General features: G+C 67.2%; 17 protein-coding genes. 6 read left to right on the forward strand and 11 right to left on the reverse strand.

Annotation, left to right across the window (positions count from 1 at the left end; all coding sequences use genetic code 11):
- The first annotated feature begins 102 nt into the window (after nt 1–102).
- Nucleotides 103–1,059: a homocysteine S-methyltransferase family protein gene (locus tag JQ633_RS15690; RefSeq protein WP_211985934.1), complete on the forward strand. Its 957-nt coding sequence runs from the start codon at nt 103–105 to the stop codon at nt 1,057–1,059.
- A gap of 55 nt (nt 1,060–1,114) precedes the next feature.
- Here JQ633_RS15690 and JQ633_RS15695 read toward each other — a convergent pair whose 3' ends face one another.
- From JQ633_RS15695 to JQ633_RS15720, 6 genes are all read right to left on the reverse strand, one after another.
- Nucleotides 1,115–3,301, reverse strand: coding sequence for an OmpA family protein (locus JQ633_RS15695; protein ID WP_211985935.1), 2,187 nt, complete (start codon nt 3,299–3,301; stop codon nt 1,115–1,117).
- A 226-nt stretch (nt 3,302–3,527) separates the two neighbouring features.
- A complete protein-coding gene (locus JQ633_RS15700; protein WP_211986074.1) occupies nt 3,528–3,761 on the reverse strand; it encodes a hypothetical protein in 234 nt (77 codons plus the stop codon).
- Between the two features lie 129 nt (nt 3,762–3,890).
- The gene (locus JQ633_RS15705; RefSeq protein WP_211985936.1) at nt 3,891–4,277 is read right to left on the reverse strand and encodes a VOC family protein; all 387 of its coding nucleotides are present in this window, start codon (nt 4,275–4,277) and stop codon (nt 3,891–3,893) included.
- Nucleotides 4,278–4,345: 68 nt separating this feature from the next.
- Complete coding sequence (locus tag JQ633_RS15710; RefSeq protein ID WP_211985937.1) at nt 4,346–5,173, reverse strand: FkbM family methyltransferase; 828 nt, start codon at nt 5,171–5,173, stop codon at nt 4,346–4,348.
- A 73-nt stretch (nt 5,174–5,246) separates the two neighbouring features.
- Nucleotides 5,247–7,316 carry an ABC transporter ATP-binding protein/permease gene (locus JQ633_RS15715; protein ID WP_211985938.1) on the reverse strand — a complete coding sequence of 690 codons (2,070 nt, stop codon included), beginning with the start codon at nt 7,314–7,316 and terminating at the stop codon, nt 5,247–5,249.
- 643 nt (nt 7,317–7,959) lie between these two features.
- Nucleotides 7,960–10,119, reverse strand: coding sequence for a hybrid sensor histidine kinase/response regulator (locus JQ633_RS15720; RefSeq protein WP_211985939.1), 2,160 nt, complete (start codon nt 10,117–10,119; stop codon nt 7,960–7,962).
- A gap of 391 nt (nt 10,120–10,510) precedes the next feature.
- Here JQ633_RS15720 and JQ633_RS15725 point away from each other — a divergent pair, with 391 nt between their 5' ends.
- The 3 genes from JQ633_RS15725 (at nt 10,511) to JQ633_RS15735 (ending at nt 15,596) form a co-directional block, all read left to right on the forward strand.
- Nucleotides 10,511–10,786, forward strand: a complete 276-nt coding sequence (locus tag JQ633_RS15725) for a FeoA family protein (RefSeq protein WP_211985940.1) — start codon at nt 10,511–10,513, stop codon at nt 10,784–10,786.
- Nucleotides 10,783–12,660: a ferrous iron transporter B gene (gene feoB / locus JQ633_RS15730; RefSeq protein ID WP_211985941.1), complete on the forward strand. Its 1,878-nt coding sequence runs from the start codon at nt 10,783–10,785 to the stop codon at nt 12,658–12,660. Before JQ633_RS15725 ends, feoB begins: the two co-directional genes overlap by 4 nt.
- Before the next feature lie 185 nt (nt 12,661–12,845).
- The gene (locus JQ633_RS15735) at nt 12,846–15,596 is read left to right on the forward strand and encodes a bifunctional acetate--CoA ligase family protein/GNAT family N-acetyltransferase (RefSeq protein ID WP_211985942.1); all 2,751 of its coding nucleotides are present in this window, start codon (nt 12,846–12,848) and stop codon (nt 15,594–15,596) included.
- A gap of 28 nt (nt 15,597–15,624) precedes the next feature.
- Here the strand turns inward: JQ633_RS15735 and JQ633_RS15740 are convergent, their stop codons facing one another.
- The 5 genes from JQ633_RS15740 to JQ633_RS15760 form a co-directional block, all read right to left on the reverse strand.
- The gene (locus tag JQ633_RS15740; protein ID WP_211985943.1) at nt 15,625–16,410 is read right to left on the reverse strand and encodes a succinate dehydrogenase iron-sulfur subunit; all 786 of its coding nucleotides are present in this window, start codon (nt 16,408–16,410) and stop codon (nt 15,625–15,627) included.
- Between the two features lie 111 nt (nt 16,411–16,521).
- Nucleotides 16,522–18,363, reverse strand: coding sequence for a succinate dehydrogenase flavoprotein subunit (gene sdhA, locus JQ633_RS15745; RefSeq protein ID WP_211985944.1), 1,842 nt, complete (start codon nt 18,361–18,363; stop codon nt 16,522–16,524).
- Between the two features lie 3 nt (nt 18,364–18,366).
- Entirely contained in the window at nt 18,367–18,741 is a 375-nt protein-coding gene (sdhD, locus tag JQ633_RS15750; RefSeq protein WP_211986075.1) for a succinate dehydrogenase, hydrophobic membrane anchor protein, read from the reverse strand.
- 14 nt (nt 18,742–18,755) lie between these two features.
- Nucleotides 18,756–19,154: a succinate dehydrogenase, cytochrome b556 subunit gene (sdhC, locus tag JQ633_RS15755; protein ID WP_211985945.1), complete on the reverse strand. Its 399-nt coding sequence runs from the start codon at nt 19,152–19,154 to the stop codon at nt 18,756–18,758.
- Nucleotides 19,155–19,364: 210 nt separating this feature from the next.
- Entirely contained in the window at nt 19,365–20,411 is a 1,047-nt protein-coding gene (locus tag JQ633_RS15760) for a LysR family transcriptional regulator (RefSeq protein WP_249159336.1), read from the reverse strand.
- Between JQ633_RS15760 and JQ633_RS15765 the strand changes: the two genes are divergently transcribed.
- A complete protein-coding gene (locus JQ633_RS15765) occupies nt 20,410–20,655 on the forward strand; it encodes a hypothetical protein (protein ID WP_211985946.1) in 246 nt (81 codons plus the stop codon). The two genes, JQ633_RS15760 and JQ633_RS15765, sit on opposite strands and share 2 nt — an antisense overlap.
- Nucleotides 20,652–21,512 carry a sulfite exporter TauE/SafE family protein gene (locus tag JQ633_RS15770; RefSeq protein ID WP_211985947.1) on the forward strand — a complete coding sequence of 287 codons (861 nt, stop codon included), beginning with the start codon at nt 20,652–20,654 and terminating at the stop codon, nt 21,510–21,512. The genes JQ633_RS15765 and JQ633_RS15770 overlap by 4 nt, the downstream gene beginning before the upstream one ends.
- Nucleotides 21,513–21,587 lie beyond the last annotated feature (75 nt).

Genomic DNA, 21,587 nt, shown 5'->3' on the forward strand with positions numbered 1-21,587 from the left:
CGAGCCGGCTAGGACGCCGCGACATTATGCGGCACCAAGCCGGTGAGCCGCGCACCGTCGCGGAAAGACCCAACAATGATTTCCAATCCGGGATATTGCCAGATGACCAAATATCGCTCCGGCCTGCCGCAACACCACGGCGGCATTTTCCTCACCGACGGCGGCCTCGAGACCACCCTGATCTTTCATCACGGGATCGAGCTGCCGCACTTCGCGGCATTCGTCCTGCTCGACAGTGCCGACGGCCGGCGGCAGTTGAAGCAGTATTACGAATCCTACCTTGCGGTCGCCCGCGACCACGGCACCGGCTTCGTGCTCGACAGCCCGACCTGGCGCGCCAGTGCGGACTGGGGTGCGAAGCTCGGCTACGACGCGGCCGCGCTCGCTTCGGTGAACCGTCGCTCGATCGAATTCCTGGGCGAGCTGCGGTCCGGCTGGGAGCGGCCGAACATGCCCTGCGTCATCAGCGGCGCGATCGGTCCGCGCGGCGACGGCTACAAGGCGGGCGATATGGATGCGGCGGAAGCCGAGGCCTATCACGCGGCGCAGATCGACAGCTTCGTCGAGGCCGGTGCCGACATGGTCGCGGCCTATACGTTGAACAGCATCGACGAGGCGATCGGTGTCGTCCGCGCCGCCGGGGCGCGCGCCATTCCAGTGGCGATTTCGTTCACGGTCGAAACTGACGGACGCTTGCCGAAGGGCGTGACCTTGCGCGAGGCGATCGAGGCGGTCGATCACGCAACGCAGGAAGCTGCCGAATACTTCATGATCAATTGCGCCCACCCGACGCATTTCGACAGCGCGCTGAAATCGGACGAAAAATGGATGCGGCGCATCCACGGCATCAGGGCCAATGCCTCGACCAGGAGCCACAAGGAGCTCGATGAGTCAGACACGCTCGACAGCGGCGATGCGATCGATCTCGGCCGCCGCTATGCGAGCCTCAGGCGCTCCTTCTCGGGCATCCGCATTCTCGGCGGCTGCTGCGGCACGGATCACAGCCATGTCGCGGCGATCTGCGAGGCTTGCATTACGCCGCGCGCATTGACCGCCTGAAAACAAAATGGCCGGGATTGCTCCCGGCCATTTCGCGTCTTGATGTCTTGACAGCTCAGCGCGGCGGCGGCGCGGCGGAGGCGGTGCCGCCGTTGAGCAGCGGGGTGATGCGGCGGACGGTGACGCGCCGGTTGATGCGGCTCGGCCCGTCGGTCTGCTCCTTGAGATACTGCTCGCCGTAGCCCTGCGACGTCAGGTTCTCGGCCGGCACGTTGAACTGCTGGGTCAGCAATTCGGCCGCCGACTGCGCCCGGCGGTCCGACAGCGACAGATTGTCGACGTCGTTGCCGACCGCGTCGGTGTGGCCCTCGATCAGGAACACCTCGGCCGGGTTGCGCTGGATCGCACGGTTGATGCCGTCGGCGATGGTCTGCAGCTTCGCGGCCTGGTCCGGCGGAATGGTCCACGATCCGGTGTCGAACGTGATGGTGTCGATATCGACGCTCGGCATCCGCATGCGGACGTTGGGGCTGTAGCGGATCTCCTCCAGCGAGTAGCGGCGGTCGATCCGCTCCACCGGCGGCGCCTCCATGGTCTGGTAGATCACATCGGGCGGGGCATCCTCTGCGCTCACGATGTAGCGGTCGTAGGGGATGTTGACCACCGGCGGCGGCACGTCGACATAGAAGCCGCCGACCGCGCGCGGATCGCGATAGCTGTTGTCGATGATGACGAGCTCGCGTCCGCCGCGATCCCTGCGGATTCGCCGCAGCATCTGACCGTCGCGGCCGACCACCGTGATGATCTCGCTGCCGTCCGGCCGCACCACGACGGTGCGGGTTTCGCCGCCGACCGTCTCGGTGCGGATGTCGCGCGCGCCGTAGCGGAAGCGATAGACGTCGTCGCCGCGGACATAGGCCTGTCCGCTCGGGTCGCGCACGATGATGCGGTCGGGCTCGGTGTAGATGGTGCGGCCGTCCTCGACCACCTCGCGCCGTTCCTTGTGCAGGTCGGCGATGGTGCCGCCGATGATGGCACCCGCCACCACGCCGGCGCCGACCGCGGCACCGATCGCGAGCGGCTTGATGTTGTCATGACGGGGTGGCGGCGGCAGCGGCGCCGTCACCTGCGGCGCGCGCTGGAAGGCCGGTGCGACGGTCGGCGCGGCGTTTTGCGCGCGGCCGGGCGGCGGCGTTGCGGCCGCCGAGCCGGGCACCACGGTCGGAGCGGTAGCTCCGTCACGGCGCACCAGCGGCGCACCGGGCTGCGCAGCCTGCGGGGCTCCCGCAGCCGGCGGCGTTGCAGCGGCAGGGCCCTGTCCCGGAACACCCGGCCGCACTGGCGCCTGCGCGCCGCCAGGTGCAGGCGGCGTCGCCGCGGGCGCGGGCTGACCCGGAGCCGGCGTGGCAGCGCCGGGCGGTGTTCCCGGAGCCGGCCTTGCGCCGGGCGGTGTCGTGCCTGGTTGCGGGCGGCCACCCGGCCCGGGGGCCGGTGCAGCAGCGGGCGGCGGAGTAGCGCCGGGCTGTGGGCGTGCACCCGGTGCCGGGCTCGGTGTAGCGGCGGGCGGGGTTGCTGGAGCCGCGCCGGGCTGCGGACGCGCGCCCGGTGTGGGACTCGGCGCGGCAGCAGGCGGAGTGGCGCCCGGCGCGGGCGGGGTTCCGGGGCGTGCCGCGGGTCCGGCTCCGGGCGGCGGCGTGGCCGGACGCTCCGGCGTCGCTGCGGCCGGAGGGGGGGTCGGCGAAGGACGCGCAGGCGCGGGTGCCGCGGCGGGCGGCGGCGTCGGAGACGGCCGGGCGGGTGCGGCCGCCGGCGGTGGGGGCGGCGTGGGACGTGCAGGAGCGGCCGCCGGTGGCGGTGTCGGAGCCGGTCTCGCAGGTGCAGCCGCGGGCGGAGTAGGTGGCGTCGGATGGGTCGGGGCGGCCGCGGGCGGCGGCGTCGGGGCCGGGCGTGCGGGTGCAGCGGCCGGCGGAGGCGGTGGCGTCGGCCGCGCGGGAGCTGCGGCGGGCGGCGGGGCCGGTGGCGTCGGACGTGCCGGAGCCGCGGCTGGCGGCGGGGCGGGATGCGGCGCGGCGGCCGGAGGCTGCGCCGGGCGTGCGGGCGCGCCAGCCGGCGGCGTCGGGTGGGCCGGACCGCCCGGTGCCGGCCGGGCCGGTCCCTTCGGCTTGCCGTCGGGGCCGGTTTCCTCCTTCGGCTGCGCCTGCGCGACCACCAGCGGCGAGGTTTGCGCGTGTGATGCTGAAGCGGCGAACTGCATCACTGTCAGCGCTGTCGTGGCAAGCAGCACGAGACGAAGCTTTGTCATGTCTTGGAATCCCCGGCGGAAGGTCTGGGCAGGAAGAGAAACGTAGAAACCGAACCAATTCGGCAGGACGATGAACTGCCAGCCGTTGGGCCGCAATGTGGCGACTCACCAGCCGTAGCCGCACTTTATTTCGACATCATAACGAGTTGCAGCTGCATTTGTTCACGGCGCATTCAGACGCAACGCTCAGACACAGAACCATCCGCGGCGGAAGTGAGGCGGGCGCTCATCGTGTGCGCGAATGGTCCGTCGCCGGCGGCGGACCGACCGGGCCGGGCGGCCCGCGCTGCGGCAGTTCTTCCGGCGTGTTGCCGGGCAATTCGTCCGGCCTCGGCGCTTCGCCCGGTTCACGCACCGGCGGCGGCACTTCGGGACGCGGATTGCCCGGAGGGATTCCGGGCGGCGGCTCCCGCGGCGTGCCCGGCGTCGCCGGTGGAATCTCCGGCGGCTCGGTCGGCATCGAGGCCGCGATCACGGACGTCGAAAGTCTGGCCGTCTCGCCCATGCCGTCGCGCACAGCGGTCATCGTTCGCTCCATCGGACATTGCAGCGACAACGGATGGCGCGCGGCGACGTTCCTGCACCGCGCTCATTCCGGCGCGTGGCAGACCGCCTCGATATTGTGGCCGTCGGGATCGCGCACGAACGCGCCGTAGTAATTGGCGTGATAATGCGGGCGAATGCCGGGCGCACCGTTGTCGGCACCGCCGGCGGCCATCGCGGCCTTGTAGAAGGCGTCGACCGTGGCGCGGTCCTTCGCCGTGATCGCGACGTGCACCGGCTTGTTCATCGCGCCTTCGCCGCCGATCCAGAAATCCGGCTTGCCGTTGGCGCCGAAGCCGGCCGCGGGCTCATGTCCGGTCACCTCTGCCGGCACTTCCATGATCAGGCTGTAGCCGAGCGGCGCCAGCGCCTTTTCGTAGAACGCCTTTGCGCGCGCATAGTCGGAGACGGAAAAGCCGATATGGTCGATCATCGCGTGCCTCCCATTTTCTTGCGGATCTGCGTCCGCGATCTCACTTCACCTGGCGATGCGGCTACACCTCAGCCCCGCACCAGCAGCGTGTTGCTGCGCGTGCGGCCCTGCTCGACGTAACCACGCGCGCGCATGTCCGCGATGCAGTCGTCGGTCCATTCATCCTTCGACAGATGCTCGATCACGACCGCGCCCGGCCACAGCGCTTCGGGCGCATCGCGGAAGAAGCCGGTCAGCACGCGGTCCTCGAAGCCCTCGACGTCGATCTTCAGCGCGTCGACCTTGCTTGCCCCGGCTTCCTCGAGGATTCGTTGCAGCCGCAGCGACTGCACCCTGAACGCGTTGCCCGAGGGCGTGCCGGTGACGATGTGGCTGGCGCCGAGATTGTCGCCGTCGGTCTCGATCATCAGCTCGCCGTCGATCGGACCCGCGGCTGCCGCGACCAGCCGCACCTGCGGATAGCCCGAGGCCTTGGCGTTGAAGGCGAGCCGCGCATGCGTCAGCGGATGAGGCTCGATCGCGATCACCTTGCCCGCCGGCCCGACATCGCGCGCCAGCGCCAGCGCATAGGTGCCGACATTGGCGCCGAGATCGACGAAGGTGCCGCCCGCGCCGACATGACGGCGCAGGAATTCGAGCTCGACCAGATTGTAGTCGGGATTGAACAGCGCGCCGCGCTCGGTCGCGCTGGCCTGGTGATAAAAGCGGAACGAGCCGCCCTGATACGTCACGTCGAGCGGCCCTGAGCCGAACAGATTGACCAGCCGCGACAGCCACGGCCGGAACGCGCCGCGCTTCAGCCCGGTCGCATGCGCCAGGCGGATGATGGCGGCCTGCGCCGCATTCGGCGCAAACGTGCCGAACGGCGCCGGCGGTGTATCGTTGTTGGGGATCAAGCTGCAGCCTCGTCGAAAGCGGCGCATCCATAACCGGTTTTGGCGGGAGCGCCAACGGCCCTCACGCCGGATCTCAAGCCGCTTTGGCTGATGTGCGCCGTTGCCGCAGGAAGCGCCCGAGCAGCCGGCGCTTGCCCTTGCGCGGGATCAGGTCGATGTCGCTCACGAGCTTGGCGCCGCCCTTGCGCCGCTCCAGCACGATCTTGCGGCTGTGAAACGCTTCCAGCTCGGCGCGATGGCCGACGCTGACGATGGTCGCCCGCGGCAATTCCTTCGTCACCGTCTGCATCATGCGGTCCTGGCTCTTCTCGTCGAGCGCGGAGGTCGCCTCGTCGAGCACGACGATGTCGGGGTTGTGCAGCAGCAGGCGGGCGAAGGCCAGCCGCTGCTTCTCGCCGCCGGACAGGGTCTGGTCCCACGGCGCCTCCTCCTCGATCTTCTCCTTGAGATGCTCGAGGCCGACCTTCTGCAGGGCTTCGCCGATTTCCTCGACGCTCCAGTCGTCCGCCGCGCCCGGATAGGCCACCGCTCGGCGCAGCGTGCCCGACGGCACGTAGGGCTTTTGCGGCAGCATGAACAGTCGGCGGTCGGCGTGCAGGCTGACGCTGCCGCCGCCCCACGGCCACAGCCCCGCGATCGCCCGCACCAGCGTGCTCTTGCCGGTCCCGGATTCGCCGGCGACCAGCAGCCGCTCTCCGGGCGCGATGGCGACTTCGGTCTCGCCGACCACCGCCGTGCCGTCGTCGAGCGTGACGGAGAGGTCGTTCAGGCTCAGCATGGCTTCGCCCTCGGTCTCGCCGCGTTTGATGCGGCCGAAGCCGTCGCCGTCCTCGGCGCGCTCCAGGCCGTCGAGCGACATCATCAGGGAGGCGATGCGGCGCGCGCAGGCGTTCCAGTCGGCCAGCCGCGGATAATTGTCGACCAGCCAGCCGAAAGCGTTCTGCACGATGGTGAAGGCGGAGGCGGCCTGCATCACCTGGCCCAGCGACATGCTGCCGTCGAGGAATTTCGGCGCGCAGAGCAGCAGTGGGACGACGGGGGCGATCAGGTTCGAGCCCTGCGACACCAGCGTCGTGCGCATGTGCTGCCCGGCGAGCCGCGCCCATTGCCGCAGCACGTTCGAGAACGTCCGGTCGATGCCCTCGCGCTCTTCGGCCTCGCCGCCGAGCAGTGCGATGCTCTCGCCGTTCTCGCGCACGCGGGTCAGGGTGTAGCGCAGCTCGGCCTCGGCCTGGTTCTTGTCTTCCGAGATCTGCACGAAGCTGCGGCCGATCGCCATGATCGAGCCGGATGCGATCGCGGCATAGATGACGGCGGCGATGACGAGGAAGCCGGGGATGGTCACCGATGAGCCGCCGAGCGTCACCGTCAGCGCGCCGCCGATGGTCCACAGCACGATGATGAAGGTGATCGCAGACAGCAGCGCGGAGGTCACGCCGGCGACGAAATCGACCGGCGAGTCGGTCGCGATCCGCAGATCCTCGGCGATGCGATACTCCGGATTCTTGTGATCGCCGTCGACGAGGTTGAGCTGGTAGTAGCGCCCGTTGGTCAGCCAGCGCGACACTACGGCATTGGTCAGCCAGGCGCGCCAGCGGCGCTGGATGCCCATGCGGGCGAACACTTGCGCGACGCCCAGCAGCACGCTGCCGATCGCGAGCGGAAAGAAGATCGCGGTCAGGTGATAGACGACCGCCGAATCGCGCTTCTCGATCGCATCGAAGATCGCGCGATTCCAGACATTGATGCCGTACTGCACGGCGACATTGCCGACGATCAGCAACAGCAGGCCGACCGTGAACAGCCACGCCAGCCGGTCGCCGCTCTTGCCCCAATAGCCGCGCGCGCTGATCCAGAACCGCGTCAGCAGATACTCTTTGCGCGCCTGCTCGGCCTCCTCGGGCGACAGTTCGGGATCGGGTTCGAGGATTTCCGGCGGAGGCGGTTCGACATGATCGCCGTTCTCGGCGGTGACGTCGACGAGCTCGGATTTGTCGTCCGTTGCCTCGACCGCCGGATCCTTGGCGTCCGAAGCGGTCGGCTTGGCCTCGGCGTCCTCGGCAGACGACGATTTCTTCCTGGAACTCTTCTTGGCCGACGACCTCTTGCCCGCCGATCTGGATTTGGTCGCGACCTTGCCCATGGGTTTGCAACGCGAGGGAAATCAAACGGTTCCTGGATGCCTGATGGCAAACCGCCAGCACCGCATCCGGTTCACCGGATCTCCATTCGAGACGCGCCGGCTCTCCTTTCGTCATAGGGATTGCGGCGTGAATCGGAGGAGATGCGCACAGGTGCTACGTCGGTCAAGTCCGACGTCGGAGCATCGCAGGCGGGAAACGTATTCCTCAGCCATGTAAGCGCACGTGCCATCGATGCTGTATGCCGTCTGATGGCGGATTCCCTTGATCTCGGAACACTCATCGTCGTTATCCCATGATGCCGCTTGTTCGGCATGCACGACCGTTTCCTTCGCTGTATCGGCGCGAACGAGTGAAGCGGCCTGGCTTTTCTGAAAAGAAAACTGCGGGATGCGAAATTCGCTTCGCGATCCGGTACTGACACGACAACTATTGGCTCGCGGCTTTGGTTCCAGCGATCTGCTTGCGGTATTGGCACGCTGTACCCCACCCGCAACCGTCATCGCCCGGCTTGACCGGGCGATCCAGTACGCCGAGGCCTCTCGGCTCAATCACGACTGCCTCTGGAATACTGGATCGCCCGGTCAAGCCGGGCGATGACACCGCGCTGTTTGGTGGACGACAGCGAGCACGCCGCGACGCCCCTTACGACGCTTGCGCCTGATCGCGCCGCAGCCGGCGCGCGCGGACGGCCTTGTGCAGGACGCGGGCGAGCTGTTCGGCCGAGTAGGGCTTTTGCAGCAGCTCGAAGCCGTGGCTGCCTTGCTGCGACAGCACCTGGCTGTAGCCGGAGGCGAGCACGATCGGCAGGTCGAGCCCGCCCTTCCGGATCTCCTGCGCGAGCTCGATGCCGCTCATGCCGGGCATCACGACGTCGGTGAACACGAGGTCGAAGCGGTTGGCGTCGACCGCGAGCTCCTCCAGCGCGTGGGTGCCGTTGTCGACCAGAACGCAGGTGCAGCCCAACTGGGTCAGCGTGTCGGCTGCGAACTGGCCGACCTCGACATTGTCCTCGACGATCAGCACCGTGGCGCCGCCGTGATCAGCCGAAGGCGAGTCGTCGGCGAGCAACGATTGCGGGCGCGCGGAGGTCACCCGCGGCAGATAGAGCGTGAAGGTCGCGCCCTTGCCGACCTCGCTTGCGACGTTGACCTCGCCGCCCGACTGCCGGGCGAAGCCGAACACCTGTGACAGGCCGAGGCCAGTGCCCTGTCCGACCTCCTTGGTGGTGAAGAACGGCTCGAAGATGCGCCCGAGCATGTCAGGCGGAATTCCGATTCCGGTGTCGGTCACGGACACCGCGACATGACCGAGCGGGCTTGCCGCATCAGGCGTCGCGGGCGCGAGGCCGCTCGCGGAGGGCAGGCCGTTGGTACGGCGCACCGTGATCGTCAGCTTGCCGACGCCGTCCATGGCGTCGCGCGCGTTCACCGCCATGTTGATGACGGCGGTCTCGAACTGGCCGGCGTCGGCGTTGACGAGGCACGCCTCGTCCGGCACCTGCGCCGTGATCTCGATGCGCGAGCCGATCAGGGTGGTGAGCATCTCGCTCAGGGTCCGGACGTTCTGGCAGACGTCGAACACTTCGGGCTTGAGCGATTGCCGGCGTGCGAAGGCGAGCAGCTGGCCGGTCAGCTTGGCGGCGCGGCCGACGGTGTCGGAGATCGCTTCGATGTAGCGCAGCCGCCGCGCCTCCGGCAGGTCCTGCCGCCGCAGCATGTCCACCGAGGCACGGATCACGGTGAGGAGGTTGTTGAAGTCGTGCGCGACGCCGCCAGTGAGCTGCCCGAGCGCCTCCAGCCGCTGGCCGTGGCGCAGCGCCTCCTCGGCCTCCTCGCGCCGCCTGGCCTCCTCATGCAGGCGCTGGGTCCGCCGGAAGGCGAACGCGAGCAGGCCGAACAGCAGCGCGGTGGCCGGGATGCCGAAGATCAGGTGCTGGGCCATGGTCGTGATCCAGCGCGAGCGGATCGCCGAGGTTTCGAGGCCGGCGCTGACATAGACCGGGTATTCGGCGAGCCGCTGGTAGCGCATGCGCCGCTCGACGCCGTCGGCCGGGGACTTGATCGTCATGGTGCCGGACAGCGGGTTGGCGACCAGATGCTGCCCGAGCGGCCCGCTCGGCTCGAAGCGGACGTCGTGATCGACCGGCGGGAAGTGGGCCAGCACGGAACCATCGGTCCGGATCAGCGCCAGGAAACTGCCGGGCTCGCGGCCGACCCGGGCATAGAAGTTCTCGAAATATTCCGGGAGCACGGAGGCCTGGATCACGCCGGCAAAGCTGCCGTCCGCGTTGTTGCGGCGCCGGCCGACGCCGAAGAAGCGCGCCCCCTGATAGGGCGGGCGCGGCGTCAGCACCTCGCCGATGAAGGTACCGATGTCGCGATCGACGTGCATCCGGAAATAATCCCGGTCGGAGAAATCGATCGTGGGCGCCGGGGCCACCAGGCTGTTGACCACCGCATGGCCCTTGGCGTCGAAGATCCAGACCGATTTCACCTGGGGGAGGGTGCTGGCGAGCTGCTTCAGCCGCTGGTGCAGGTTCTGCTCGCGCGCGGCGATCTTGGCGTCCGGCATGTCGCGGACGATCTCGGCGATTTCGGACAGGCTGCGGTCGATGGTCTCGAACACCTTGAGCGCGTGCTCATGGGCGACGTCGAGCGTCCGTTCGATATCCCGGTCGGCCGCCTCGTCGATCGAAACCCAGGACATCCCGGCGGCAAACACGAACAGCGCCAAGGGGAGGGCCAGCGACGCGGCCATCATCCATTGCAGCAGTCTCAGCGAATTGCGTTGTGCGGGTTGCACGGGCGCTCCGGCTCCACCTCGACCTTAACGCAAACCATCACGCTAGAGGAAGAAAAACCCCGCTTGCGGTTGCGCGCGCGGCCCGGTCCGTCGCCGGGAGGCCGCGCGTGGATAGCAAGGGGCGACCGTGATCGATAAATTGCGAGCCAATCCGGTCCCGCCGCGCCTCGCCGGCGATGCGTCGGACGGTCACGGCGGCACGAAGCCGCGGTACGCCGGGCACGGAGGCTTCGCGGACACCGCGTCGCAACTTCACGACCTCGTTAGCTGCCGTCGCCGGTCAAGCGAAAAATCGGCCGGGAGGTGGCCGGGAAACGCTGTTTTTAGCGGTTCTAAAACCTCGCAGGGGCAAATGCTTGACCCTGTGACTACCTGCTGAAAGACAAGCCACATGACAAGCGATCCAAAAGATTCAGAGGACATCCGGCTCGGGCATGCGGATCGCGGTTTTGTCGGCAAAATCATCAGGCTCGATGCGCTCGTGACGGGCTCATCGCTCTCGCCGCAGGAGCTGGAGCAGCGGCTGGTCGAGATGGGATTCGTCGAGGGCGCGCGCGTGGAAATCCTGCATGAGGGTACGATCCGGCGGGACCCGATCGCGGTGCGCGTCGACAACATCACGATCGCTCTGCGCCGGAGCGAAGCCATGGCTGTGATCGTCGAATGACAACTGCGTCCCTGCGCCTTGCGCTGGTCGGTGCGCCGAACACCGGCAAGACCTCGCTGTTCAACCGGCTGACCGGCAGCACCCAGAAGGTCGCCAACTATCCCGGCGTCACCGTCGAACGCAAATCCGGCAGCTTCGTCACGCCTGAGGGCCGCAGCGTGACCGTGCTCGATCTGCCCGGCACCTATTCGCTGCGCGGCCGCAGTCCGGACGAGGAGATCACCCGCGACATCGTGCTCGGGCGCTTCAAGGGCGAGGCGGTGCCCGATCTCGTGCTGTGCGTCGCCGACGCCACCAACCTGCGGCTGACGCTGCGCCTCGTGCTGGAGCTGAAGCGGATCGGCCGGCCGATGCTGCTGGTGCTCAACATGATCGATATCGCGAGGCGCCGCGGCGTGACGATCGACCTCGAGCGGCTGTCGCAGGAGCTCGGCCTGCCGGTCACGACGGCGGTCGCGGTGCGCAAGGGCGGCGTCGACGACCTGCTGAAGCGGACCGACGAGATGATGGCCCGCGCCCTGGAGGGGCAGGCCGAAAGTCAGTGGACGGCGCCGTCGATCTCCGATCTCAAGGCGGCGCAGCGCGAGGCGGACCGTATCATCGCCGCCTGCGTGACGCTGCCGGCCAAGCCGGACACGCTGACCACCCGGATCGATGCCGTCGTGCTGCATCCGGTCTGGGGGCTTGCGATCCTGGCGCTGATCCTGTTCGTGATGTTCCAGGCGGTGTTCAGCTGGGCCCAGCCGGCGATGGAGCTGCTGTCGGACAGCTTCTCCGCGCTCGGGCAGCTGGTACATGACGTGATGCCGGAAAGCTGGAGCCTGCTGCAGAGCTTCCTGCAGAACGGCGTGATCTCCGGCGTCGGCAGCGTCATCGTGTTCCTGCCGCAGATCATCATCATCTTCCTGTTCATCCTGCTGCTGGAAGATTTCGGCTACATGGCGCGCGCCGCGTTCCTGATGGACCGCATCATGGGCGGCGCCGGGCTGCACGGCCGCGCCTTCATTCCGCTGCTGTCGAGTTTTGCCTGCGCGATCCCCGGCATCATGTCGACGCGGGTGATCGACAATCCGCGCGACCGCCTGACCACGATCCTGATCGCGCCGCTGATGACCTGCTCGGCGCGGATTCCGGTCTACACGCTGATCATTTCGGCCTTCGTGCCGGCGACCAGGCTGGGGGGCTGGGTCAATCTGCAGGGCCTCGTGATGTTCGGGCTTTACGCCGCCGGGATCACCAGCGCGCTGACGGTTTCGGCGATCGCAAAGTTCTTCCTGTGGCGCGACCATGCGCCGGCGCCGTTCATGCTGGAGCTGCCCGACTACAAGGTGCCGCGGCTGCGCAGCATCGCGATCGGCGTGTTCACCCGCGCCAAGGCGTTCCTGTACCGCGCCGGCACGACCATCCTGTCGATGATGGTGCTGATCTGGTTCCTGGCCTCGTTCCCGACCGCGCCCGCCGGCGCCGAGGGTCCGGCGATCAACTACAGCTTCGCGGCGATGATCGGCCACGCGCTCGAGCCGCTGCTGCGGCCGATCGGCTTCAACTGGCAGATCGCGGTGGCGCTGATCCCGGGCATGGCGGCGCGCGAGGTCGCGGTGGCGGCGCTCGGCACGGTCTATTCGATCGAGGGCGGCAAGGAGGCGGCCGAGCAGATCGGCCAGGTGCTGGCGCAGAAATGGACGCTGGCGACCGCGCTGTCGCTTTTGGTCTGGTACATCTTCGCCCCGCAATGCGCCTCGACGCTGGCGGTGATCCGCCGCGAGACCGGCAGCGCGAAGTGGATGGTGGTGACGTTCATGTACATGCTCGCGCTGGCCTATGCCGCGAGCTTCCTGACCTTCAACCTGGCGCGGGCACTGGGCATCAACTAGGGCGTCCATTTATAAGCGGAGTGTCTGCTGTTGGAGGCCGACCCTCGGAGGAGTACGCCCCGCTAGCTGGGCTGCGGCGTTCCGGTCCGAAGCCTCGGGGTGCAACCAGCCCGGTGAACAGGTAGAGTTCGAGCGCGCGCGTGACGCGCGCCGGCGTCTCCGCTGGTTCCCTGCGAGACCATGCAATGTCCACGTTTCGCCTCGAACGGGTATTTTCGCCGCGGAGCGTCGCTGTCGTGGGCGGCAGTTCACGCCCGTCCTCGCTGGGCGCGGCGGTGCTGCGGAACATCAAGGCGAGCGGCTTCACCGGCCGCATCGCGGTCGTCAATCAGCACTATCCCGAGGTCGATGGCGAGCCGGCCGTTCCGGATCTGAAGTCGCTGTCGTTCGTTCCGGATCTGATCGTCATCAGCGCCCCGGCGGTTGCGGTCCCGGAGATCGTCGCGGAGGCTGCTTCGGCCGGCGTTGGCGGCGCCGTGATCCTGGCGGCCGGGCTCGGTCACGGTGCGGATTCGCTCGCCGATGCCGCCGGGCAAGCAGCGCGCCGGCATGGCATGCGCCTGGTCGGGCCCAACAGCATCGGTCTGATGATGCCGCATGCGAAGCTCAACGCGAGTTTTGCGGCGCATCACCCGGCCGACGGACACGTCGGCTTGATCTCGCAGTCCGGCGCCATCGCGGCCGCCATGATCGAGTGGGCCGCCGAGCGACGGCTCGGCTTCTCCGGCATCGTGTCGATCGGCGACCAGCTCGACGTCGATGTCGCCGACCTGCTCGATTATTTCGCGCTGGATGAGCACACCAGCGCGATCCTGATCTACCTCGAAGCGATTAAGGATGCGCGCAAGTTCATGTCGGCGGCACGCGCCGCAGCGCGGCTGAAGCCGGTGATCGTCGTCAAGTCCGGGCGGATGGCGCAGGGCGCAAAGGCGGCCACGACCCACACCGGCGCGCTGGCGGGCTCCGATGCCGTCTATGACGCCGCCTTCCGCCGGGCCGGCATGCTGCGTGTGTATGACCTGCGTCAGCTGTTCGATTGCGCCGAGCTGCTCGGCCGTGGCTTCGTCCCGCGCGGCAACCGGCTGGCGATTCTGACCAATGGCGGCGGGCTCGGCATTCTCGCAACCGATCGGCTGGCTGAGCTTGGCGGTGTACCGGCGACGTTGACCGCGGAGACGATCGCCGGGCTCGACAAGGTGCTGCCGCAGAACTGGTCGCGGGCCAATCCGGTCGACATCTCGGGCGACGCCGATGCCGCCCGATATGTGTCCGCGCTCAATGCCTTGCTCAAGGATGCGAACAGCGACGCGGTCCTGGTCATGAACGTGCAGACGGCGATGGCGCCGGCAGAGGGGATTGCAGAGGCGGTCGCGCAGTGTGTTATCGACCGCAGGTCGAAGCGCAGTGCCATCGCAGCGCTGGTGCTTGCGGCGTGGGCGGGCGCCGACGAGCGCACCGGACGAACCTTCGAATCGGCCCGCATCCCGCATTTTCCGACCGAGGACGATGCGGTCCGCGCCTTCATGTATCTGGTGCGGTACCGCGAAGCCTCGACGGCGCTTGCCGCAACCCCGCCAGGCATTGCGTCGGTATTCACGCCGGAGACGGCCGCGGCCCGGCACGTGGTCGTGAGCGCATTGTTGGAGGGACGGGCGTGGCTCGACCCTTCCGAGATCGTCGCCCTGTTCGACGCCTACCGCATCCCGATTGTGCCGACCGTTGCCGCTGACGATGCGGAGGACGCCGCAGTGAAGGCGGCGCCGTTCCTCGCAGAGGGTCATGCCGTCGCGGTGAAGGTGTTCTCGCGCGACATCAGGCACGCGGCCGATGTCGGCGGCGTGATCCTCGATCTGCACACCAAAGACAGCGTCGTCGACGCGGTCAGGACCGTCCTCGATCGGGCACGGCACGCGCGGCCGGATGCCGGTCTGCAGGGCGTGACGATCCAGCCGATGATCGTGCGGCGCGCGGCGCGCGAACTGATTCTCGGCATCGCCGACGATCCGACCTTCGGTCCGGTGATCGTGTTCGGCCGCGGTGGCTCCGCGGTCGAGGTGATCAACGACCGGGCGCTGGCGCTGCCGCCGCTCGACATGAACCTCGCCCGCGATCTGGTCGGGCGCACCCGGGTCTCGCGGCTGCTCGGCGGCTATCGCGATGTGCCCGCGGTCCCGGTCGACCTCGTGCCGCTCACGCTCGTCAAATTGGCACAGATGGCGGCCGACATTCCCGAGGTCGCCGAGCTCGATATCAATCCGATGCTCGCGGACGACACCGGCGTGCTCGTGCTCGACGCCCGGGTGGCGATCCGCAAGCCTGTGCGGCTGTTCGCCGGTCAGACACGGCTCGCCGTCCGGCCGTATCCGTCACAATGGGAGGGCGAACTTTCGTTGCGCGACGGATCGCGCGTCGTGGTACGGCCGATGCGCCCCGAGGACGAACCGATGGTCGATGGCTTCTTCCGGCGCGTCACCGCCGAAGACCTCCGCCTGCGATTCTTCCATGCGATGAAGGAATTCTCGCATTCGTTCATCGCCCGCCTGACCCAGCTCGACTATGCGCGCGCGATGGCCTTCGTGGCGCTGGATCCGAACTCCGGCGAGATGAGAGGCGCGGTCCGATTGCATTCGGACTCGCTGTACGAGAACGCCGAATACGCGATCCTGCTGCAGTCCGATCTCAAGGGCAAAGGACTCGGATGGGCGCTGATGCAGCTTCTGATCCATTACGCGCGGTCGGAAGGCTTGAAGCGCCTGTCCGGCCAGGTGCTGTCCGAGAACACCACGATGCTCGGAATGTGCCGCGATCTCGGATTCACCGTCGCGATGGATCCGGACGATCACAGCATTGTCGACGTGGTGCTTGACCTCGATCGAACCGCCGTCGATGCTATCGGGTCGGATATCCTGATCCGACCCATTGCGGCCGGCCGCTGATAGCCAGCGCTGGCTTGGCTGCGCCGGTTCAGATCTGCCGTTCGACCATCTTGAGCTTGAGCTCGGCGATCGCTTCCGACGGGTTGAGGCCCTTCGGGCACGCCTTGGCGCAGTTCATGATGGTGTGGCAGCGGTAGAGGCGGAACGGGTCCTCGAGATTGTCGAGCCGCTCGCCGGTCGCTTCGTCGCGGCTGTCGGTGACCCAGCGGGTCGCCTGCAGCAGCGCGGCGGGGCCGAGGAAGCGTTCACTGTTCCACCAGTAGCTCGGGCACGAGGTAGAGCAGCAGGCGCACAGGATGCACTCGTAGAGACCATCGAGCTTCTCGCGGTCCTCGTGGCTCTGCCGCCATTCCTTCTGCGGGGTCGGCGTCGTGGTCTTCAGCCACGGCTCGATCGAGGCGTACTGGGCGTAGAAATTGGTCAGGTCGGGGACGAGGTCCTTCACGACAGGCTGATGCGGCAGCGGATTGACCTTCACCGCGCCGCCATGGGCGACGTCGTGCATCGACTTGGTGCAGGCCAGCGTGTTCTGGCCGTCGATGTTCATCGCGCAGGAGCCGCAGACGCCTTCGCGGCAGGAGCGGCGGAAGGTCAGCGTCGGGTCGATGTGGTTCTTGATCCAGATCAGGCCGTCGAGCACCATCGGGCCGCAGTCGTGGACGTCGACATGATAGGTGTCGACGCTCGGATTCTTGCCGTCATCCGGGTTCCAGCGATACACCCGGAATTCGCGCGTCTCGGTGGCGCCGGCCGGCTTCGGCCAGGTCTTGCCGCCGCTGATCCTCGAATTCTTCGGAAGTGCGAATTCAACCATCTCTCTAACCTTTCGTCATTCCGGGGCGATGCGTCAGCATCGAACCCGGAATCTCGAGATTCCGGGTCTGGTCCTGCGGACCATCCCGGAATGACGGGCTGCAGTCCTCGCTCAGTAGACCCGCGCCTTCGGCGGGATGTACTGCACGTCGTTGGTCATCGTGTAGCTGTGCACCGGGCGGTAATCGATCGCGGTCTTGCCGGCCGGATCGATCCACGTCAGCGTGTGCTTCATCCAGTTCTTGTCGTCGCGGTCCGGGAAATCCTCGCGCGCATGTGCGCCGCGGCTTTCGGTGCGGTTGGCGGCCGAGTCCATCGTCACCACCGCCTGCACGATCAGATTGTCGAATTCCAGCGTCTCGATCAGATCGGAATTCCACACCAGCGAGCGGTCCGACACCGAGATGTCGCCGACGCCGCCATGGACCTTGTGGATCAGGTTCTGGCCTTCGTTCAACACCTCGCCGGTGCGGAACACCGCGCAATTGTTCTGCATCACATGCTGCATGCTGTCGCGCAGCTTGGCGGTCGGGGTGCCTCCGGAGGCATGGCGGAAGTGATCGAGCCGGCCGAGCGCGAGGTCGGAGGAATCCTTCGGCAGCTCCGGCTGCTTGGCATTGGCGGTGAGCTTCTCGGCGAGCCGCAGCGCGGCGGCGCGGCCGAACACGACGAGATCGATCAGCGAGTTGGAGCCGAGGCGGTTGGCGCCGTGCACCGAGACGCAGGCCGCCTCGCCGATCGCCATCAGCCCCGGCACCACCGAATTGTCGTCGCCGTTGCGCTTGGTCAGCACCTCGGCGTGATAGTTCGTGGCGATGCCGCCCATGTTGTAGTGAACGGTCGGCACGATCGGGATCGGCTCGCGGGTAACGTCGACATTGGCGAAGATCTTGGCCGATTCGGAGATGCCCGGCAGCCGCTCGTGCAGCACCTTCGGATCGAGGTGGTCGAGGTGCAGGAAGATGTGATCCTTCTTCTTGCCGACGCCGCGGCCTTCGCGGATCTCGATCGTCATCGCGCGCGAGACGACGTCGCGCGAGGCGAGATCCTTGGCGGACGGTGCGTAGCGCTCCATGAAGCGCTCGCCTTCGGAGTTGACGAGATAGCCGCCTTCACCGCGGGCGCCCTCGGTGACGAGGCAGCCCGAGCCGTAGATGCCGGTCGGATGGAACTGGACGAACTCCATGTCCTGCAGCGGCAGGCCGGCGCGCAGCACCATGCCGCCGCCGTCGCCGGTGCAGGTGTGCGCCGAGGTGCAGGAGGCGTAGGCGCGGCCGTAGCCGCCGGTCGCCAGGATCGTGGTCTGGGCGCGGAAGCGGTGCAGCGTGCCGTCATCGAGCTTGAGCGCGATCACGCCGCGGCAGACGCCCTGGTCGTCCATGATCAGGTCGATGGCGAAGAATTCGATGAAGAACTCGGCCGAGTGGCGCAGCGACTGGCCGTACATCGTGTGCAGCATGGCATGGCCGGTGCGGTCGGCGGCGGCGCAGGTGCGCTGCGCCTGGCTCTTGCCGAAGTCGATGGTCATGCCGCCGAACGGGCGCTGGTAGATCTTGCCGTCCTCGGTGCGTGAGAACGGAACGCCCCAATGCTCGAGCTCGTAGACCGCGTCAGGCGCGTTGCGCACCATGTATTCGATCGCGTCCTGGTCGCCGAGCCAGTCCGACCCCTTGACGGTGTCGTACATGTGCCAGCGCCAGTCGTCCTGATGCATGTTGCCGAGCGAGGCTGAGATGCCGCCCTGCGCCGCCACGGTGTGCGAGCGGGTCGGGAACACCTTGGTGATGCAGGCGGTGCGCAGGCCGGCTTCCGAGCAGCCGACCACGGCGCGCAGGCCGGCGCCGCCGGCGCCGACCACGACGACGTCGTAGGTGTGGTCGGTGATCGGGTATGCCTTGCCATTCGTGGCCGGGCCACTGCCGTTGGTGGCCTTGCCGTTACCTTCAGCGGCCATGGGTTAAACTCCCGACGACAATTTGAGGATTGCATAGATCGAGGCCAGCGCGACCGCGATGCAGAAGAAGTTGTTGGCCATGACGCTGGCGAGCTTCAGCTTCTCGTTGTGGATGTAGTCCTCGATCACGACCTGCATGCCGATCTTCATGTGCCAGGTGCTGGCGACGATGAAGAGCAGCAGGATGATGGCGATCGGGATCGAGCCGAGGATCTGCGCCGCGCCGGCGTGATTGCGGCCGAGCAGCATGATCACCACGACGATCACGGGCACGATCAGCAGCACCATCGCGACCGCGGTGAGGCGCTGCCGCCAGAAATCCTTGGTGCCGGAATGCGAGGAACCGAGATTGCGGACGCGCGCCAGCGGCGTGCGCATCGAGGACGGGCCGCTCATCGTCCACCTCCAACGGCGTAGGCAATAATCCAGACCAGCACCGTGGCCGAGATGCCGGCGATCAGCGCGCCCCAGGTCAGGGCCTCGCGCTCATTGGCCTTGAAGCCGTAGCCGAGATCCCAGATCAGATGGCGGATGCCGCTGAACAGATGATGCATCAGCGACCACGTGTAGCCGAAGACGATCAGCTTGCCGATCAGGCTGCCGGTGAACGCCTGCACGTTGGCGTAGGCGGTGGGGCCGGAGGCGGCGGCGATCAGCCACCAGGCGAGCAGCAACGTGCCGAAATACAGCGCGATGCCGGTGGCGCGGTGGACGATGGACAGCGCCATCGTCAGCGTCCACCGATAGGTCTGCAAATGGGGCGAAAGGGGTCGTTCGATCCTGGCGGTCATCGGCGGGCTTTATGTTGTGTGGGACCGCGGCCGGCCCATCGGGGAACGCGGTAGACGAATTCTATTTACGGAGTCGGACCCCGCCGCGCAACGGCCAATTAGCCTTCGTTCGAACCGAAGTTCATTGTTAGCGCAGCCGAATTCTGGTTGATCCGCAGTCTGGTATACCGGATGCCATGCTCGGTGAACTATGAACTGAACTAAAAATCATTAGTTGGAGGAGACGCTTTCCCGACCTGTCGGCGACCCGCGGAACGTGTCGATCCGGCGCCAGCGTTCCACCAGATAATCGGCGAATGCCCTGATCTTAGGCGATGCCAGGCGCGACGGCTGGAAGGTCAGATGCAGCGGTGTCGGTGCCGGTTCGTGGCCGATCAAGAGGCGCCGCAGCCGGCCCGCGGCGAGGTCCGCCTCGACCTGCCAGGACGGCGCACGGACGATGCCGACGCTGTCCCTTGCCGCGGCGACCAACGCGTCGAGGCTATTCATCCAGAGCCGACCGGATATGCGGAATTTGCGGCCCGTCTCGCTGCCGTCGGCAAAGCGCCACTCGGCGCTGCCGGGTGCATCCGAGAACACCAGGCAGTCGTGCGCCGATAGATCATGTGGCGTTTGCGGTTCGCCGCGTCGCGCCAGATAGTCCGGTGAAGCACATGTGATCATGCGGATGTCGGCAAGGCGTCGCGCGATGAGCTGCGAATCGCGCAGGCGGCCGATCCGGATCGCGAGATGGATGTCCTCCTCGTCCATGTCGACGGCGCGATCGACCAGCAGAAGATCGACGGAAAGCGCCGGATAGCTATGCAGGAAGTCGGCCAGCTGAGGGGCGATCACTAGCCGCCCGATCAGGCTCGGCGAGCTCACGCGGATCCGTCCCGACGGTTGCCGCGGATCGCGTGCCAGTGCGGCTTCGATCTCCTTCACCTCGCCGATGATCGATTTCGCGCGCTCGTAGAGCAGGCGGCCGTCGTCGGTCAGCGCGAGCTGACGGGTCGTCCGCAGCAGCAGCGGCGTGCCGAAATGCTGCTCCAGTGCCGAAATCTGCCGGCTGACCGAGGTCAGCGAACCCTGCATCGACCGCGCGGCCGCCGACAGGCTGCCGGCCTCGACCACCCGCACGAAGGTCGACATGGCGGCGAGTTGATCCATGGGACCATCCTTCCGCTTACCGCAAGAGACTCTATCGAGCGGGAGTAATACTCCCGCATTCCAGAAGGGTCTAGTTTGCTGGTCCAAAGACCTGAGGAGCCCCGGCATGGCCTCGATGTCCAGTCACCCCAACTGCGTCAAGCGCTGCCGCACCAACGCCGACGAGCAGGCAAACCTGCTTGTGTTTTGTTGCCTCGGGTTGCTAATCGACGTCGTGGCGCTGCTGACGCAGCGCTCGGCGCTCGTGGCTTTCCTCAGCTTTGCGTTGATCGCGGCCGCCGCTCCCGTGGCGGCGATGGTCGCGGTGTGGCTGGCCGATCACGCCGATGCAGACAGGGGCGGGAATGAATGATGGCTGGACTTGATGTCGCCGAGCTCGTCGAACTCGCATTGCTGCTGATCGCGGTCGGGGCGCTGTCGGGATTTCTCGCCGGCCTGTTCGGGATCGGCGGCGGCGCGATCTTGGTGCCGGTGTTCTATGAATGCTTCCGTCTCGCCGGCGTGCCGATCGAGGTGCGGATGCCGCTGTGCATAGGCACATCGCTCGCGATCATCATCCCGACCTCGCTCAGCTCGTTCCGCGCCCATTACCGGCGCGGCGCGGTCGACATGACCATCCTGAAGCGCTGGTGGCTGCCGATCCTGATCGGCGTCACCGCCGGCAGCATCACCGCGCGGTTCGCGCCGGAACGGCTGTTCAAGATCGTGTTCGTGATGGTGGCATGGTCGGCGGCGGCGCGATTGCTCTTGGCGCGCGACGGCTGGAAGCTCGGTGACGAGCTGCCGAAGGGATTTCTGATGCGCGTCTACGGTTTCTTCGTCGGCCTGCTGTCAACGCTGATGGGGATCGGCGGCGGCCTGTTCGCCAATCTCCTGATGACCTTCTACGGCCGGCCGATCCATCAGGCGGTCGCGACCTCATCGGCGCTCGCCGTGCTGATCTCGATCCCCGGCGCGCTCGGCTATGTCTATGCCGGCTGGCCCGCGGCAGCGCGCTTTCCGGATATCGCCGCGCTGCAACTGCCGTTCGCGCTCGGCTACGTTTCGCTGATCGGCGCGCTTTTGGTGATGCCGACCACGCTGGTCACGGCGCCGCTCGGGGTGAGAGCCGCGCATGCATTGTCAAAGCGCGCGCTGGAGATGGCGTTCGGCGCGTATCTCTTCATCGTCGGCGGACGGTTTGTGATCAGTCTGTTGGGCGGCAAATAGCCCGTCGCGCGTAGCCCGGATGGAGCGAAGCGTAATCTGGGTCCAGTCTCTCCGCCGGCAAGAACCCCGGATTTC

Source organism: Bradyrhizobium tropiciagri (genome assembly GCF_018130505.1).
Lineage (GTDB): Bacteria > Pseudomonadota > Alphaproteobacteria > Rhizobiales > Xanthobacteraceae > Bradyrhizobium > Bradyrhizobium tropiciagri_B.